General features: G+C 57.4%; 14 protein-coding genes and 1 pseudogene. 7 read left to right on the top strand and 8 right to left on the bottom strand.

Going from position 1 to position 16,122, the window contains the following annotated elements:
* Positions 1–60: 60 nt before the first annotated feature.
* Positions 61–2,769, bottom strand: coding sequence for a cation-transporting P-type ATPase (locus tag O1724_RS06300; RefSeq protein WP_126297183.1), 2,709 nt, complete (start codon positions 2,767–2,769; stop codon positions 61–63).
* A gap of 488 nt (positions 2,770–3,257) precedes the next feature.
* Here O1724_RS06300 and O1724_RS06295 point away from each other — a divergent pair, with 488 nt between their 5' ends.
* Positions 3,258–3,506 (top strand): DUF1158 domain-containing protein, encoded by a 249-nt coding sequence (locus O1724_RS06295; RefSeq protein WP_003858875.1) that lies wholly within the window; start codon positions 3,258–3,260, stop codon positions 3,504–3,506.
* Here O1724_RS06295 and O1724_RS06290 read toward each other — a convergent pair.
* Positions 3,492–5,060, bottom strand: coding sequence for an alpha/beta hydrolase-fold protein (locus O1724_RS06290; RefSeq protein ID WP_126297184.1), 1,569 nt, complete (start codon positions 5,058–5,060; stop codon positions 3,492–3,494). The two genes, O1724_RS06295 and O1724_RS06290, sit on opposite strands and share 15 nt — an antisense overlap.
* 123 nt (positions 5,061–5,183) lie before the next feature.
* On the opposite strand from O1724_RS06290, the gene O1724_RS06285 reads away from it, so the two are divergent.
* Positions 5,184–7,328 (top strand): TonB-dependent siderophore receptor, encoded by a 2,145-nt coding sequence (locus tag O1724_RS06285; protein ID WP_023324272.1) that lies wholly within the window; start codon positions 5,184–5,186, stop codon positions 7,326–7,328.
* A 106-nt stretch (positions 7,329–7,434) separates the two neighbouring features.
* Here O1724_RS06285 and O1724_RS06280 read toward each other — a convergent pair whose 3' ends face one another.
* Positions 7,435–7,776, bottom strand: coding sequence for a RamA family antibiotic efflux transcriptional regulator (locus tag O1724_RS06280; RefSeq protein WP_003858880.1), 342 nt, complete (start codon positions 7,774–7,776; stop codon positions 7,435–7,437).
* A gap of 32 nt (positions 7,777–7,808) precedes the next feature.
* Positions 7,809–8,912 carry a RomA family MBL fold metallo-hydrolase gene (locus O1724_RS06275; protein ID WP_126297185.1) on the bottom strand — a complete coding sequence of 368 codons (1,104 nt, stop codon included), beginning with the start codon at positions 8,910–8,912 and terminating at the stop codon, positions 7,809–7,811.
* A gap of 191 nt (positions 8,913–9,103) precedes the next feature.
* On the opposite strand from O1724_RS06275, the gene O1724_RS06270 reads away from it, so the two are divergent.
* The 3 genes from O1724_RS06270 to nfsB all read left to right on the top strand — a co-directional run bounded on the left by O1724_RS06270 (position 9,104) and on the right by nfsB (position 10,826).
* Complete coding sequence (locus O1724_RS06270; protein WP_003858882.1) at positions 9,104–9,694, top strand: TetR/AcrR family transcriptional regulator; 591 nt, start codon at positions 9,104–9,106, stop codon at positions 9,692–9,694.
* Complete coding sequence (locus tag O1724_RS06265; RefSeq protein WP_003858883.1) at positions 9,684–10,052, top strand: MmcQ/YjbR family DNA-binding protein; 369 nt, start codon at positions 9,684–9,686, stop codon at positions 10,050–10,052. The genes O1724_RS06270 and O1724_RS06265 overlap by 11 nt, the downstream gene beginning before the upstream one ends.
* A gap of 120 nt (positions 10,053–10,172) precedes the next feature.
* Positions 10,173–10,826: an oxygen-insensitive NAD(P)H nitroreductase gene (gene nfsB, locus O1724_RS06260; RefSeq protein WP_003858884.1), complete on the top strand. Its 654-nt coding sequence runs from the start codon at positions 10,173–10,175 to the stop codon at positions 10,824–10,826.
* A gap of 36 nt (positions 10,827–10,862) precedes the next feature.
* On the opposite strand, the gene O1724_RS06255 is transcribed toward nfsB, so the two are convergent.
* The 3 genes and pseudogenes from O1724_RS06255 to O1724_RS06245 form a co-directional block, all read right to left on the bottom strand.
* The gene (locus O1724_RS06255) at positions 10,863–11,150 is read right to left on the bottom strand and encodes a helix-turn-helix domain-containing protein (protein WP_003858885.1); all 288 of its coding nucleotides are present in this window, start codon (positions 11,148–11,150) and stop codon (positions 10,863–10,865) included.
* Positions 11,131–11,232 (bottom strand): annotated as a pseudogene (locus O1724_RS06250) (type II toxin-antitoxin system RelE/ParE family toxin); the annotation flags it as partial. The gene O1724_RS06255 and the pseudogene O1724_RS06250, both read right to left, overlap by 20 nt.
* A 191-nt stretch (positions 11,233–11,423) precedes the next feature.
* Positions 11,424–12,293, bottom strand: a complete 870-nt coding sequence (locus O1724_RS06245) for a helix-turn-helix transcriptional regulator (RefSeq protein ID WP_003858886.1) — start codon at positions 12,291–12,293, stop codon at positions 11,424–11,426.
* Positions 12,294–12,400: 107 nt separating this feature from the next.
* On the opposite strand from O1724_RS06245, the gene O1724_RS06240 reads away from it, so the two are divergent.
* Entirely contained in the window at positions 12,401–13,837 is a 1,437-nt protein-coding gene (locus tag O1724_RS06240) for an MFS transporter (RefSeq protein ID WP_414540019.1), read from the top strand.
* A gap of 67 nt (positions 13,838–13,904) precedes the next feature.
* Complete coding sequence (locus tag O1724_RS06235; protein ID WP_003858888.1) at positions 13,905–15,149, top strand: mechanosensitive ion channel family protein; 1,245 nt, start codon at positions 13,905–13,907, stop codon at positions 15,147–15,149.
* On the opposite strand, the gene O1724_RS06230 is transcribed toward O1724_RS06235, so the two are convergent.
* A complete protein-coding gene (locus O1724_RS06230; RefSeq protein ID WP_003858889.1) occupies positions 15,150–16,121 on the bottom strand; it encodes a LacI family DNA-binding transcriptional regulator in 972 nt (323 codons plus the stop codon).
* Position 16,122 lies beyond the last annotated feature (1 nt).

The following is a 16,122-nucleotide window of genomic DNA, read 5'->3' as shown; positions in this document are numbered from 1 at the left end:
GGGAGAGGGCGGTCAGGGTTCCCTCTCCTTGTGGGAGAGGGTTAGGGTGAGGGCAAAAAGTTATGCAGCCTTACGGAACCTGCGGGTCAGTCGCTTCTCGATTTCGACGACGAAGAACATCACCCCCGCCACCGCCAGCGTCACGAACCAGTAGCGCAGCGGCAGCGCTTCGGTGCCGAACAGCATCTGCATAAACGGCAGGTAGATGATCGCCGCCTGGAGCAGGAACAGCACGCCCGTTACCAGCCAGATCCCTTTGTTCGCCAGCAGGCCGCGGTTCAGGGAGAACCCTTCGGTATTGCGGCAGTTAATCATGTACACCCACTGGGCGCAGACCAGCATCTGGAGCAGCACGGTGCGGATGAACTCCGCGCTGTGCCCGCGCGGGGCCAGCCAGGCTTCAAGCGCAAAGGCGGCGATGGCAATCATGGTGCCGACGAAGGCCACGCGCCAGACGGCGTAGGCATCCATCACGTGCTGCCCGGTCTGGCGCGGCGGGCGGCGCATGATGTTGCGCTCGGCGGCCTCAAAGGCCAGGCCGAAGGAGAGCGTGGCGGAGGTCGCCATGTTCATCCACAGAATCAGCACCGGCGTCAGCGGAATGATGTTCCCCGCCAGCAGCGCAATCACAATCAGTAGCCCCTGCGCCAGGTTGGTCGGCATGATGAACAGGATGGTCTTCTTCAGGTTGTCGTAAACGCGACGCCCCTCTTTCACCGCGCTGGCGATGGTGGCGAAGTTATCGTCCGTCAGGACCATGTCCGCCGCCTCTTTGGTGACTTCCGTGCCTTTGATGCCCATCGCGATACCCACGTCCGCCTGGCGCAGCGCCGGCGCGTCGTTCACGCCGTCACCGGTCATACCGACGATTTCGCCTTTATCCTGCAACGCTTTCACCAGGCGCAGCTTATGCTCCGGGCTGGTACGGGCGAAGATGTCATATTTTACCGCCGCTTCCGCCAGCTCGGCGTCGTCCATTTTCTCCAGCTGATAGCCGGTAACCGCCTGCTCGCTGTTGGTGATCCCCAGCATCTGGCCGATGCTCATCGCCGTCTGCGGGTGATCCCCGGTGATCATCTTCACGCGGATCCCCGCCTGCTGGCAGGCGTTAATCGCCTCAATCGCTTCCGGACGCGGCGGATCCATCATCCCGGCAATGCCGAGGAAGATCAGGCCGTGGCTCAGATCGTCGTGAGTCAATGCCTGCTCGCCGTTCGCTGGCTTGAACGCCGCGGCGACCATGCGCAGCCCCTGACGCGCATAGCGCTCCATCTCCGTTTCCCAGTACGCGCGGTCAAAGGCTTGCGCACCGTTGCGGGTCTGCTGCTGCTCACACAGGGCGAAAATCACGTCCGGCGCGCCGGTAATCAAAATCTGCTCCTCACCGCCAATCTGGTAGTGGGTGCTCATGTACTTGTACTGAGAGTCGAACGGGATCTTGTTAACCAGCGTGGTCACGACCGGCTCGAGGTGGGCCTTGGCCGCCAGCACCTTCAGCGCGCCCTCGGTCGGGCCGCCGGTGATGCCCCACAGGCCGCGCTCGTCCTGAATCAGCTGGCTGTCGTTACACAGGTCGATGGTGCGCAGGTACTGCTCCAGCACGGTGCCCGGCTGGATCTGCACCGGCTCATCGCTGCCTTCGAGATAGATGTTGCCCACCGGCTCGTAGCTGTTGCCGTCCACGCGGTAGCAGGTGTCGGCGGTAATGATGGCTTTCACCGTCATCTCGTTCATGGTCAGGGTGCCGGTTTTATCCGAGCAGACCACGGTCATCGCGCCCAGGGTTTCAACCGTCGGCAGCTTGCGGATAATCGCCCGCTTGCGCGCCATCGCCTGCACGCCCAGAGAGAGGATGATGGAGATAATTGCCGGCAGACCTTCCGGTACGGAGGCGACCGCCAGGCTAATCAGGGAGAGCAGCAGCTCGCCCATCGGGATCTCGCGGAACACCAGGCTGAAGACAAACAGCGCGGCCATCATCGCCAGAATGATGGCGAAGATCGCTTTGCCCAGCTTGTCCATCTGCACCAGCAGCGGGGTGCGGTGTTTTTCAATGCCCGCCATCATCTGGTTGATGTGGCCGAGTTCGGTCTGCTGGCCCGTGGCAATGACCACGCCCACGCCGCCGCCCGCGCTGACCGTCGTACCGGAAAAGACCAGGTTCGTGCGGTCGCCCAGCGGTAATTCGCCGCTCAGCGGGTTCGTGTGTTTATCCACCACGGTGGATTCACCGGTCAGAATAGCCTCTTCCACGCGTAAATTATGCGCTTCGATTAAGCGCATATCCGCCGGAATACGATCTCCTGCGCGCAACACAATAATATCGCCCGGGACGATTTCCGTCGTCGGGATAGTTTCATGGTTGCCGTTACGAATAACGCGCGCCTCGCTGGAGAGCATATTGCGAATACTCTTCAGGGATTTTTCCGCGTTACTTTCCTGAATGTGGCCAATTAAGGCATTGATTACCGCCACGCCCAGAATAACCAGCGTATCAACCCAGTGTCCCATTACTGCCGTTAATACGGCGGCTGCCAGCAGGACGTAAATCAGGACATCGTTAAAATGCGCGAGAAAACGCAGCCAGCCCGGCTTGCCTTTTTTCTCCGGCAGCGCGTTCGGGCCATGTTTCTGCAAACGTGCCTGCGCCTCGGCGCGGTCCAGGCCGTTAGCCTGGCTCTGCGCCTGAGCAAGCACCTGCTCTACGGTCTGCTGGTACGCCTGCCCGCCTGCGGGTGGCATATTCTGCGAGAAATTTTTTTTGGTCATGGTATTTTTCCTTCAATATCCGGTGGACGGAAGCCGGAATTCCTTTCTGGCTTTAAATAATTCATTTTTAAGTCTTGCGGGTTAAATTGATCTACCGCAATATATTGACTACCCGGTTATTCAAAACTGATTAAAATTATTTCGACGCGTTGATTTTTACAAAATATTTCTAAACCAACACTAAACGAGGAGGAAGCATGTTTGGTATTTATCGCGGACGGCGCCTGGCGTTATACATTGTCGCAGCCATTGTTATTGCGACGTTAATTGGATATAGCACCTATAGCTTTGTAAAATTATTTTCGTGAGAAAGACGTTTATTTACATAACGCGATATTAATTTAATCGCCCCGAAAATATTATCTGTTTTCTGTTATTAATTCGCAGAATAACGGTGGCCTTTCACCCAATTTTGCCCGCGGGGATGATATTGCTTTACGTTTCAGGATGCCGGACAATGACATTTTTAACTGACGATTAACATTACGATGAAACACCCGTTAGAATCGCTGCTCACCGCAGGGGGCATTTTGCTGATGGCCCTGCTCTCCTGCCTGCTGTTACCTGCGCCGTCGCTGGGTCTGGTGCTGGCGCAGAAGCTGGTTCAGACCTTTCATATGGTCGATCTGAATCAGCTGTACACCATTCTGTTCTGTCTGTGGTTTTTGGTGCTCGGCGCCATCGAATTCTTTATCCTGCGTTTCATCTGGCGCCGCTGGTTTTCACTGGCGTCGTAAGCCAGTGAGATCGCGCATCCCGTGGATCAGCGCTTCACACCAGGCCGCGTAGTCGTGGCCGCTGGATGAGGGGTGGAAGCTGACGCGATAGCCTTTATTCCTCAGCACCTGTTCAAAATCCTGCGTGGTGCGATAGATGCCGCCGCCCGGCCCCGCGGTTTCAAACTTCCCGGCCTGTAACCAGAAGCGCACCGGATACGGTGGAGACTGTTGGTACTGACGCGTCAGCCAGCCCGGGGCGTCACCTTCCGGCGCCCACCAGTAAGAACCGGAAAGGCTCAGCACGTTGCCAAACAGGCGCGGATAGCGCAGCGCCACCCATGAAGAGGCAATTCCCCCGTAGCTGGATCCTGCCAGTACGGTTTTCTGCCGCTGCATGCCGATGCCCTTCCCCCGCAGCCACGGCAGCAGCTCGTGCGCCATAAAGTCAGCAAAATCCGGGTTCGGCGGCAGCTCGTTGCCGCGACGGGCGTGATCGAGGCTGTCGATAAACACCACGTTAATCGGTGGCAGGTGATGCCGGGCAATCAGACCGTCCAGCACGTTGGCAAAATGGTATTCGTCCTGATAAACCTGTCCGTCGAAAAGGATGAGCGTCCAGCGTGCAGGCTGTGCGCCGCGCGGTTTGTAGATCATCACGTCGCGGGCGTTGCCAAGGATGTGGCTGGAAAAACTCTGACGGCTCAACGTCCCGTGCACCAGCGGCTTTGCCGTAGCCCGAACGGAGCAGTAGCGCGCCGGGCTGAGATCGAGCAGCGAATAGCGATTCCAGCGATCGGTCTTCTGCTCCCCGAAGGTATTCGGGTTAAGCGGATCGGCCTGCGCGCTTACCAGGATGGCGCGGCGTTGATCGCGTGTGGAACCCTCGACGATCGGCACATCGGGCGCGAGCTTGTACTGCATTACCGTATCAGCGGGGACTACATAGCTGCGGAACCAGACATCGCTGTTGCCCAGGCGGAACAGCGGATCGTGATCCCCCGCCGGAGAGCCGAGAATGAAGACGTTATCCCGCGCGCCGCGCCACAGAAAGGTCACGCGCTTATGGCTCGCATCTACCGGCTCCACCATCGGCGTTCCCTGTCGACGCTGCGCCTGCCAGAACGCCTCGGTAGTTCCACCGGCAGAAATGACGCTTGCCAGCGCCTTCAGCGTCGGGCTTTCAGGCGCCAGCATCTGCACGCGTGGTAACGGAGAGGTCTCTTTCATCCGCCACTGAAAACGCCACGGCTTACCGGCTTCTCCGTGTAGCACCAGCGAGGTGTTCTGTTTCACCGGCAGGGCAAACAGCAGCGTGTGTTCCCCGTCCGCAGGACCATTTTCGATCAGCGTGCGGATGCGGCGGTTTTGCCCATCAAGCAGGCGCGCATCCGTCACGCCATTCAGCGTGGCGGAAACATAGTTTTCACCCAGTTCAGGCAGGGAGAAGCAGACTTCGCCGCTGGCATCAAACTTTCCCTGAATATCGCCCTGCCGGGACGTCTGCTCGCACGTTGCCGCCACGGCGGGCAGCGCGCCGATCCCCAACAGCAACCCACTCCATACCCTCTTCATTACCGCTTGTTCCCCAACGAAATTTGTTAACAACGCTAATGCAAATGGTAATAATTTGCAATATCATCAACGGCGATTTACCGGTGATTTTATGGCGATAGCAACCAAGGACGTTCAATAAAAATGTTTAAAAATAATAAGATAATGCGGCTCTGGCTACTGAGTCTGGCGACGACCAGCGTCGCGGCTCAGGCAGAAACGAAAGAAGAAACGATTACGGTGACGCAGGGCGTGAGTGAAGAGCCCACTGCGCCCGTAAAAGGCATTGTGGCGACGAAAACGCTCTCGGCCACCAAGACCAGCGCGGAGATCGTGAAGACGCCGCAGTCGGTATCGGTGATCACCCGCGATCAGATGAACATGCAGGACGTCACCTCCGTTTCGCAGGCGCTGCGCTACTCGGCGGGCGTGTTTACCGAGTACCGGGGCTCGTCTAACCGTAACGACGAGGTGTTTGTGCGCGGCTTTAGCTACGTGCCGAAATTCCTCGACGGCTTAAGCTTTGGCGCAACGGCCTCATCACAGACGGGCACAGTTGACCCGTGGCTGCTGGAGCGCGTGGAGCTGGTGCGCGGCCCGGCCTCGGTCCTGTTTGGACAGGTGAATCCGGGCGGGTTAATCAGCATGACCAGCAAGCGCCCGACGGCGGAGGCCATTCACAACGTGCAGTTCCGCACCGGCAATAACGATCTCGCCGAAGGTGCGTTTGATTTCGGCGGCAGGCTGAGCGACGACGGCCGCGTGCTGTATCGCGTGAACGGTATCGCCCGTACGCAGCATAATCAGGTGGACGATTATAAAGAGACGCGGATGGCGATCGCCCCGGCAATCACCTGGTACCCGAACGATCAGACCCGCTTTACGCTGCTGACCAGCTACCAGAAAGATCCGGATGCCGGATACCGCAACTTCCTGCCCGCGTATGGCACGGTGAAAAGTGCCGACGGGAAGTACATCCCGCGCGATTTTAACGTCAGCGATCCGAATTACAATCAATCCTGGCGCGAGCAGACGATGATTGGCTACGAGCTGGAACACCAGTTCGCCGACAACCTCACCTTCCGCCAGAACGCCCGTTACGCCACCATCAAGCAGAAATATCGTTATCTGGTTTACGCCAACAGCGCGGCCAACAGCACGGTGTTGACCCGTCGCGCCCAGCGTGAAGCGCGCACGACCAACGAATTTGGCCTTGATAACCAGCTGGAATATCAGCTGGAGACCGGAAGCGTCAGCCACACCCTGCTCGGCGGGTTTGATTACAAGACCAGCAAGGATAAACAGCTGCTGGCGCGCGGGAGCGGCTCACAGTATGACCTTGACTGGACAAACCCGGTTTACGGCGTGAACGTGGATGAAAGTACCTTCAAAACGGCGTCCGACGAGCAGCAAAATCTCGACCAGATGGGCCTGTATCTTCAGGATCAGATGAGCTGGAATAACTGGGAGTGGCTGGTTTCCGGGCGCTACGACTGGAGCGAAGTGCGTACCAGCGACTTCACCGATAACAGCGTTACGCAGCAGAACGACAGCAAATTTACCTGGCGCACTGGCCTGCTGTACGCGTTTGATTCTGGCCTGTCGCCGTACATCAGCTACAGCACCTCGTTTGAACCGAACCTGCAAACCAACCGTGCGCCGGGCGTTGCGCCCTTCAGGCCTACTACCGGGGAGCAGACCGAGATTGGCGTGAAATATCAGCCGGTCGACACCACGCTGATGACCCTGGCGCTGTACGATTTAACTCAGAACAACGTCGCGACCTATAACAGCGCTGAAGGCTGGTTCGAAAATGCGGGCAAGGTGCGTTCGAAAGGCGCTGAAGCGGAAATCCACGCCACGCTGATGGATAACATCAACCTGATTGGCTCCTACACTTACACCGATGCAGAAACCGAAAGCACCACGGTGGCGGGAACTGAAGGCAAAACGCCTGCGCGCATTCCGGCACATATGGCATCGGCGTTCGCCAGCTATACCGTTCCGGGCGGCGCGCTGAAGAGCCTGACCGCTGGCGTGGGGATGCGCTACATCGGCACCAGCTACGGCGATGCGAAGAATACCTTCAAGGTGCCATCGGTGGATCTGTATGACGCGATGCTGCGCTACGACCTGGGCGAGATGAACCGCAGCCTGAAAGGGGCAAGCGTGCAGTTCAACGTCAATAACGTGGCAGACACAAAGTATGTGGCGTCGTGCGCAAGCGATACGGCGTGCTTCTACGGGATTGGCCGGACGGTGACGGCGACGGTGAATTACAGCTGGTAAGCATGGTGCTGTCTGATCCCCTCACCCTAACCCTCTCCCCAAAGGGGAGAGGGGACGATTACGCCCTCGCCCCTTTGGGGAGAGGGCCGGGGTGAGGGGATGTTTTTCAGTGCGCCCGACCGTGGTTTTCTTTGCGGTACGCACCGGGCGGCTGGTTGAAGGTGCGGGTAAAGATGCGGGTAAACGTCTGCTGCGAGTCAAACCCGTAGCGCAGGCAGATATCGTACACGCGCTCGTCTGACTCACGCAGATCGCGCGCCGCCATCAGCAGCTTGCGTTCGCGGATGTAGCGCCCCAGACTTTCGCCTTTGTACTGCATAAACAGACGCTGTAAATGCCATTTTGAGTAACCCGCATGGCGGGCAATCTCTTCGATGCGTAACGGCTGGTGTAGATTGTCATCAATCCATTCGACAATCGTATCAATGACCTGAGCGGAAATCGTCATACTGCTCTCCCCCTCTGTTTCTCGCTTAAACATTATTCCCACCACTCGCGAAATTGTTGCGTGGTATCACTCACCCGCACGGGCTCGCCCAGCTCCGGCGTCAGCAGCCGGTAGTTTTTATCCTTGCTGGCTTTCGCCAGCTGGATCAGTGGATCGTTCCAGGTATGTTTCGCCAGCACAAAACGCCCGTTATGTCCCGGTACAACCGCTTTGGCATTGAGATCTGCCGAGGCCTGCGCCGTTTCCGCCGGATGCATATGGATGTACTTCCAGTCCTGGTCGTACTGCCCGTTTTCCATAATGGCTAAGTCCACTCCGCCAAACTGCTCGCCAATAGCCTTGAAGTGCGGGCCGTAACCGGAGTCTCCGCTGTAGTAAACCTTTCGCTTTGGGGTGACAAACATAAAGCTCCCCCACAGGGTCTGGTTACGCTTAATGCCGCGCCCGGAAAAATGGCGCGCGGGCAGAACATGTACCGTCAGCGCATCGCTGATATGCACCGACTGGTTCCAGTCCCGCTCGTCGATTATCTCCGGGGTCATCCCCCAGTAGCGCAGATGCGAACCCACGCCCAGCGGCGTGACCACGCGCTTAACCTTCGGCAGCAGCGCCTTGATGGTGGCGTAATCCAGATGGTCATAGTGATCGTGGGAGATAATCAGCAGGTCGATCTCCGGCATGCTCTCCGCACGCCACGGGTACTCCCCCGCAAATGCTTTATTGAGAAACGAGAACGGTGCGGCGTAGCTACTCAGAACCGGATCGATCAGGATGCGTTTCCCTGCAAGCTGCATATACCAGGAGGAGTGGCCGAGCCACACCAGCGTGTCCTGTTCAGGCGACAGGCTCGCCAGATCGGTTTTCACCAGCGGCAGCGGCTGCGCAGGACGGGCGTTTTCGGTTTTACGGGTAAGGAACTGCCACCACGCCACCAGCATATTTTGTTGCCCGGTAAAGCCCGGCGTAGGGAGCGTGTTATGGAATTGCCCGTCGCGATAGTGCGGAGAGGCTTCCACTTCAGAGAGCTGCGCACCCTGCGGTGGCTGGCCAAATCCGGCATTCAGTACAAACGGTAAACTGGCAGCTGAAGCAATAATCATGACTAACACCACGCAGATGAATAGAGGCTTTTTCATTTCCTGACCCGCCTACGCGCCCCATCCGATGGTTTGCGTGGGTGATACTTGATTATGAGTGAGTAAGCACTCATTATAGATAGGATGATTACGCCGTCAAGAAGGTTTTCGATCTTTGACATTCCGCGTTGCAGCGTATCAAGGCTCGTGTTTCAATCAGGGCTTTTACAATTGACGGGAGGAAAAATTTAGTGGCACGTCCGAAGAGTGAAGATAAAAAACAGGCCTTACTGGAAGCAGCAACGGCTGCGTTTGCGCAGTCAGGTATTGCCGCCTCAACGGCGTTAATTGCCCGTAATGCGGGCGTCGCTGAAGGGACACTGTTTCGCTACTTTGCTACCAAAGACGATCTGCTGAATGCCCTCTACCTGCATCTGAAGCAGGATCTCTGCCAGACCATGCTGGCGAATCTCGATCGCACCATCACCGAGCCAAAAGAGCATACCCGCAATATCTGGAACAGCTATGTGGACTGGGGCATTCGTAACCCCCTGGCGCATGCGGCTATCCGCCAGATTGGCGTCAGTGAAAAGCTGAACGCCGAAACCGAGCAGGCGGTGAAAGACATGTTCCCGGAACTGCATGAACTGTGTCGTCGTTCGATCCGCCCGGTGTTTATGTCTGACGAGTTTAAGACCTTCGGTGATGCAATGTTCTTATCGCTGGCTGAAACCACCATGGAGTTTGCCGCCCGCGATCCGTCCCGTGCCGTCGATTTTAAAGCGCTGGGCTTTGAAGCCATGTGGCGCGGGCTTGCTGAGGAAGATAACCATGGACAGTAAATCCTTGCAGGAACATGCCAGACGCGTCGCGCTGGAGATGCCTTTTACCGAACATTGCTGGCCGTTTGGCCCGGAGTATGACGTGTTTAAGGTGGGCGGGAAAATTTTTATGCTGATGGCGACCGCACACGGTCGGGCCCACGTCAGCCTGAAATCCGATCCGGAAAAATCGCTGCTCAATCAGCAGATCTACCGTGGCGTGGAGCCCGGTTACCATCTGAATAAAAAACACTGGATCTCCCTTTATGGCACGGACGACATCACGCCTGAACTGGTCACCGACCTGATTACGGATTCGTGGAATCTGGTCGTTGATAAACTGCCGAAAAAAGATCAGAAGTGGATTCGCCCAGCCTGATTGTTCGTCTCAGACGAACAGAATAAGCGCTCGAATCGCACTTATCTTTTCCCGCTTCGCGCGGTAATCTGCTTTCCTTTCACGCCCGCCCGCGGGCGAATTTCATCACCAGGAGTTGTTATGGATATTATTTCTGTCGCCCTGAAACGCCACTCTACCAAGGCGTTCGACCCAGCCAAAAAACTGACCGCAGAAGAAGCGGAAAAAATCAAAACGCTGCTGCAATACAGCCCGTCCAGCACCAACTCCCAGCCGTGGCACTTTATTGTTGCCAGCACTGAAGAGGGTAAAGCGCGCGTGGCAAAATCCGCGGCGGGCACCTATGTGTTTAACGAACGCAAAATGCTGGATGCCTCTCACGTAGTGGTGTTCTGCGCGAAAACCGCGATGGACGATGCCTGGCTTGAGCGCGTTGTCGATCAGGAAGAGGCTGACGGCCGTTTCGCCACGCCAGAAGCAAAAGCCGCGAACCACAAAGGCCGCTGCTATTTTGCCGACATGCACCGCGTGGATCTGAAAGATGACGACCAGTGGATGGCGAAGCAGGTTTACCTTAACGTCGGCAACTTCCTGCTGGGCGTGGCCGCGATGGGCCTGGATGCGGTACCCATCGAAGGGTTTGACGCCGCGATCCTCGACGAAGAGTTTGGCCTGAAAGAGAAAGGCTTCACCAGCCTGGTGGTGGTCCCGGTCGGGCATCACAGCGTGGAAGATTTCAACGCCACGCTGCCGAAATCTCGCCTGCCGCTGAGCACGATTGTGACTGAGTGCTAAGCGCTTCTGGCACGCCGGCTATCGGCGTGCCCGTTTTCAGTAAAGCGTTATCTGCGGATGCTTTACCCCGCACACCAGCGCATAACGCGTTAATGTATCGAGACTCGCCCGGGTAATATTTGCTTCCATTCGTGATACCGTCGGTGCGCTGACGCCCATCCGCTCCGCCACCTGGGCGCGCGTCAGACCAGCATGATTGCGCCATTGCGCCAGCATCTCCCGCAGACGCTCCTTGCGCTCTTCTGCATCAAAGGAAGCCTGAATTTCTGAATCGCTTAACAGTTCAGCTCTGAGTTCATCCCAGTCAATAATCTTCTTGCTCATCCAACATCTCCTGTTGTCGTTTCAGTGCCAGACGGAGTTCAGCAGAGGGCGTTTTTTGCGTCTTCTTGATAAACATCCGCAGGCAATGAGAGGATCTCCTCTCTGACTGCCGCATGAACGATAAGTCTGAACACTGTATTTCATCCCTGATAATATTAGCATGTAAGGCAATTTGCATTAAAGGCTAATTTTGCCTTTCGTGATTCACCTTACCAGCTTATTCCAGGCAGGACCGGAGCAGCGTTGATTCCCTGAAAGCCCCTCGCAAAAAATTTATATCCCCTGCTCCGCCAGCCACGCCATCGCCCTCTCCCCTGCCTCATCCACGGGTAAATAGACCAGCAGCCGCGATCCGTTTCGCGGGGCGGAGTACCAGTACATCTGCTGGAGATGAAAATCCCCCAGCTCGGGATGGGTGAACAGCTTGAGCTGGTTCTCCACGCCGCGCACGTCGTTACGCTGGTGCCACAGGGTTTTGAACTCTTCGGACACCGCAAAAAAACGCGCCAGCTTCGCTTCCCAGAGCGGGTCGCCACGGTGCTCAGCCATTGCCGCGCGGAAGTAGGAGACGAAAATCGGCAGCACGTCGTCACGTTTGCCGAGCCGCGCGCGCCACGCCGGATGGGTGAGGAACAGGTAAATACAGTTGCGATCTTCCGGCGGGATAGCGTTGAAATCGACACCCATCAGGTGTCCGAAGCTGTCGTTCCACGCCACGATATCAAAGTTCGGTTTCTGAATGCTGGCGGGTTTCGGCATCAGGGTATCCAGCAGGCGACGCGTGCCTTCGCTGATCCCCTCACAGCACACCGCCTGCGGGGCTTCGCCCGGCGGCAAACCGGCAAGCACAAAAAGATGCCGGGCTTCGGTCGGGGTGCATTGCAGCGCTTTTGCGATGGCGGCCATCACCGCGCTGGACGGATTGACGTCCCGGCCCTGTTCCAGCCAGGTGTACCAGGTCACGCCGACATCCGCGAGCATCGCCACCTCTTCCCGGCGCAGGCCCGGCGTGCGGCGGCGGCCGCTGCGCGGTAAGCCGAGGCGCTGCGGATCGAGGCTTTCGCGCCGGGCACGCAAAAACGCGCCCAGCTGCTTGCGGGTGTCATCCTGGAGAGAGGTGACAGGTTCAGACATCAGCGCCATAACATCTCCTGCATGGTAGTGTCAGTACCAGTATAAGTAAGAACTGGTACCCGTTTATCAGATGGTTGATGCTACGACTCTACGCTGTTTGACGCAATGGAGTCACCATGAATACGTCAGTTGTTTCACCGGGTCGTGCGGGCCTGATATTGCTGTTAACCGGCCAGATGCTGCCGCTGATTGATACCTCAATCACCAACGTGGCGCTGGATTCCATCACCCATTCATTACACGCCACCGCCACTGAACTGGAGCTGATCGTCGCCCTCTACGGCGTGGCCTTTGCCGTCTGCCTGGCACCCGGCAGCAAGCTGGGCGATAACCTTGGCCGCCGTCGCCTGTTTATGTGGGGCGTGGCGTGTTTTGGCCTGGCCTCACTGCTGTGCGGCATGGCGGGCAATATCGAACAGTTGCTTGGCGCGCGCATTATTCAGGGTGCGGGCGCCGCGCTGATCATGCCGCAAATTCTCGCGACGTTGCATGTGACGTTAAAAGGAACGGCACACGCCAGAGCGATCAGTCTGTTCGGCGGTATCGGCGGAATTGCGTTTATCGTCGGCCAGATGGGTGGCGGCTGGCTGGTGTCGGCGGACATCGCCGGGCTTGGCTGGCGCAACGCCTTCTTTATCAACGTGCCGATTTGTCTGGTGGTGATGGCGCTGAGCCGTCGCTACGTGCCGGAAACCCGCCGCGACACGCCGTCGCGCATTGACTGGACCGGGACTGTCCTGCTGACGGCAATACTGTGCTGTCTGCTGTTCCCGATGGCGCTCGGCCCGCAGTGGCACTGGTCGTGGCCGCTGAAGGCCGCACTGCTGGCGATTGTGCCGCTGGTCTGTGTAATGGTGCTGAACGCGCGCAAAAAAGAGCGTGAGAATGCCCACCCGCTCATCGCGCCGCGCCTGTTGCAGCTGCGCAGCATCCGCTTTGGCGTGCTAATCGGGATACTCTTTTTCAGCGTCTGGTCCGGGTTCATGTTCTGTATGGCGCTGACCATGCAAAGCGGTCTGGGGATGGCGCCGTGGCAGTCCGGGAACAGCTTTATCGCGCTTGGCGTCACCTATTTTATTTCTGCCTGGTTCGCCCCACGCCTGATTGCCCGCTACAGCACCAGCGCCATCCTGCTGACCGGACTTGCGATTCAGCTTGTCGGTCTGGTGGCGTTGATCGCCACGTTCCGTCACTGGGGAATGCAGAATACCGCGCTGACGCTGGCCCCGGCCACCGGGCTGGTGGGTTACGGGCAGGCGCTGATTGTAAACAGCTTCTACCGTATCGGGATGCGTGATATTCAGCCTGACGACGCGGGGGCCGCGAGCGCGATTTTAAGCACGCTGCAACAGGCTGCGCTGGGGCTTGGCCCGGCCATTTTCGGCGCGATTTTGCTGCACGGGCTGCAAAATCATCACGGAGATTACACCCAGGCGGTCAATGTCTTCCTGATGGTGGAAACGGCCATGATGGTGGTGCTGGCGCTGGTCACGCTGCGTATGCGCCATCGTCTGTGTTTACCGGTCGTCAAGGCCTGTCCGGCGACAAAATAAAACTGCCTGAATTTGCATAATAGATCCGCAGCCGCCATTATGGGGCTGCATCAATACAGGAGACGTTATGCAGGAATTAATTGCTCAGGTTGAAGAGTTAGGGATTGAAATTAATCACACCACCTCTTTAGTGATTATCTTTGGTATTATTTTTCTTACGGCCATTATCGTTCATTTTATTCTGCACAAAGTGGTGCTGCGCGCATTCGAGAAACGCGCCCAGGCCAGCAGCCATTTATGGTTGCAAATCATTACGCAGAACAAGTTATTTCACCGTCTGGCGTTTACCCTCCAGGGGATAATCGTCAACGTTCAGGCGGTTCTGTGGCTGCAAAAAGGCAGCGAAGCGGCGGAATTACTTACCACCTGCGCGAAATTGTGGGTGATGGTTTATGCCCTGCTCTCCTTCTTCTCGTTGCTGGACGTGATTTTCAATCTGTCGCAGAAAATGGCCACCGCGTCACAGCTGCCGCTGAAGGGGATATTCCAGGGCATCAAGCTGGTGAGCGCCATTCTGGTGGGGATACTAATTATCTCCCTGCTGATCGGTCAGTCACCCGCCATTCTGATAAGCGGCCTGGGTGCGATGGCTGCCGTTCTGATGCTGGTCTTTAAAGACCCGATACTCGGCCTGGTGGCCGGTATTCAGCTCTCCGCCAACGACATGCTCAAGCTCGGCGACTGGCTGGAGATGCCGAAATACGGCGCCAACGGCACGGTGACCGACATCGGCCTGACCACCGTTAAAGTGCGCAACTTCGATAACACCATCACCACCATCCCGACCTGGGCGCTGGTGTCCGATGCGTTCATCAACTGGAGCGGCATGTCCGCCTCCGGTGGTCGCCGCATCAAGCGCAGCCTGAATATCGATACCACCAGCATTCATTTCCTCGACGAGCAGGAGCAGCAAAAACTGATTCAGGCGAAACTCCTGAAGCCTTATTTGGCCGCACGCCATGAGGAAATTAACCTGTGGAATCAGCAGAACGGTGAAGGGGAATCGGTATTAAACCTGCGCAAGATGACCAATATCGGCACCTTCCGTGCCTACCTGAATGAATATCTGCGTAACCACCCGCGTATTCGTAAAGATATGACGCTGATGGTGCGCCAGCTCGCGCCGGATGCCAACGGGCTGCCGATTGAAATATACGCCTTCACCAACACGGTGGTCTGGGCGGAATATGAGGAAATTCAGGCCGACATCTTCGACCATATTTTCGCGGTGGTGGATGAATTTGGTCTGCGTATTCACCAGTCGCCAACCGGAAACGATATTCGCTCGCTGGCTGGCGTCATCGCCAGATAATCAGGTGCTGGCGCGGGAAATAAAGCGCCAGTCCATCATCACCCTCTCCGTGGGCGCATCCGGGTTGTCGATCTTATTTAACAGCAAATTGACTGCCTTGCGCCCGATATCCCGCGACGGTTGTTCAATGGTGGTGAGAGAAACCATCTCCGCCAGCTCGGTGCCGTCAAAGCCGACCACCGCGATATCTTCTGGCACCCGCAGCCCTGCCTGCTGAATGGCGCGCAGCGCCCCCGCCGCCAGCGTATCGGAAACGGCAAACACCGCATCCGGCGGGTTTGCTTTTAGCAGGTTTTGCATCGCCGCCATGCCCGCCCCGGAGCTGAGCTCACTGGCGTACTCCACCGCCTGATAGTCCAGATCCCGCAGGTGTATGACGCTCTTATAGCCGCGTTCGCGCAGGCGGGCATATTTGTAGCTGAGATCGTGGTTGATCATCGCGATACGCTTGCGGCCGCCGTCGGCCAGCTGGCTGACGGCATGCTGTGAAGCGTCCACATCATTGATGCCGACGCAGGAGACCGCGCCCGCATCGGCATATTCGGCGCACTGCACCCACGGTGCAGAACCAATCAGCGCGGCAAGTTCCGGCAGCTTCGAGAAGGCGTCCATGGTGATAATGCCGTCGACGATTTTGCCGGAGAGCAGGCTTAAGCCCGAGCGGGAGCGCTCAATATCCGAGCCGGAGTTGCACAGCAGAATGCGATAGCCGTTCTTTTCCGCCTCGGCTTCGATACCCTTCACCACTTCGGCGCAGAACGGGTTGGCGATGTTCGAGACCATCACCAGGATCATATAGCTGCGGGCAGTGCGCAGCTGACGCGCCAGCAGATTGGGCTGGTAGTTACTCTCCTGGATCGCCTGCAAAACGCGCTCGCGGTTTTTCGCCTTTACGGTATCGCTGTTATTCAGTACGCGGGAGACCGTTGCCACGGATACCCCGGCCAGTTGAGCGATTTTCTGAATTGACATA

The organism is Enterobacter cloacae complex sp. HYC074_NIDB (assembly GCF_056673345.1).
This window is presented reverse-complemented; position numbering and strand designations above follow the sequence as displayed.

Bases quoted from the DNA above. Each gene is read 5' to 3' on its own strand.
- O1724_RS06300 (WP_126297183.1), bottom strand. From the start codon at position 2,769: ATGACCAAAAAAAATTTCTCGCAGAATATGCCACCCGCAGGCGGGCAG.
- O1724_RS06295 (WP_003858875.1), top strand. From the start codon at position 3,258: ATGAAACACCCGTTAGAATCGCTGCTCACCGCAGGGGGCATTTTGCTG.
- O1724_RS06290 (WP_126297184.1), bottom strand. From the start codon at position 5,060: ATGAAGAGGGTATGGAGTGGGTTGCTGTTGGGGATCGGCGCGCTGCCC.
- O1724_RS06285 (WP_023324272.1), top strand. From the start codon at position 5,184: ATGTTTAAAAATAATAAGATAATGCGGCTCTGGCTACTGAGTCTGGCG.
- O1724_RS06280 (WP_003858880.1), bottom strand. From the start codon at position 7,776: ATGACGATTTCCGCTCAGGTCATTGATACGATTGTCGAATGGATTGAT.
- O1724_RS06275 (WP_126297185.1), bottom strand. From the start codon at position 8,912: ATGAAAAAGCCTCTATTCATCTGCGTGGTGTTAGTCATGATTATTGCT.
- O1724_RS06265 (WP_003858883.1), top strand. From the start codon at position 9,684: ATGGACAGTAAATCCTTGCAGGAACATGCCAGACGCGTCGCGCTGGAG.
- nfsB (WP_003858884.1), top strand. From the start codon at position 10,173: ATGGATATTATTTCTGTCGCCCTGAAACGCCACTCTACCAAGGCGTTC.
- O1724_RS06255 (WP_003858885.1), bottom strand. From the start codon at position 11,150: ATGAGCAAGAAGATTATTGACTGGGATGAACTCAGAGCTGAACTGTTA.
- O1724_RS06245 (WP_003858886.1), bottom strand. From the start codon at position 12,293: ATGGCGCTGATGTCTGAACCTGTCACCTCTCTCCAGGATGACACCCGC.
- O1724_RS06240 (WP_414540019.1), top strand. From the start codon at position 12,401: ATGAATACGTCAGTTGTTTCACCGGGTCGTGCGGGCCTGATATTGCTG.
- O1724_RS06235 (WP_003858888.1), top strand. From the start codon at position 13,905: ATGCAGGAATTAATTGCTCAGGTTGAAGAGTTAGGGATTGAAATTAAT.
- O1724_RS06230 (WP_003858889.1), bottom strand. From the start codon at position 16,121: ATGTCAATTCAGAAAATCGCTCAACTGGCCGGGGTATCCGTGGCAACG.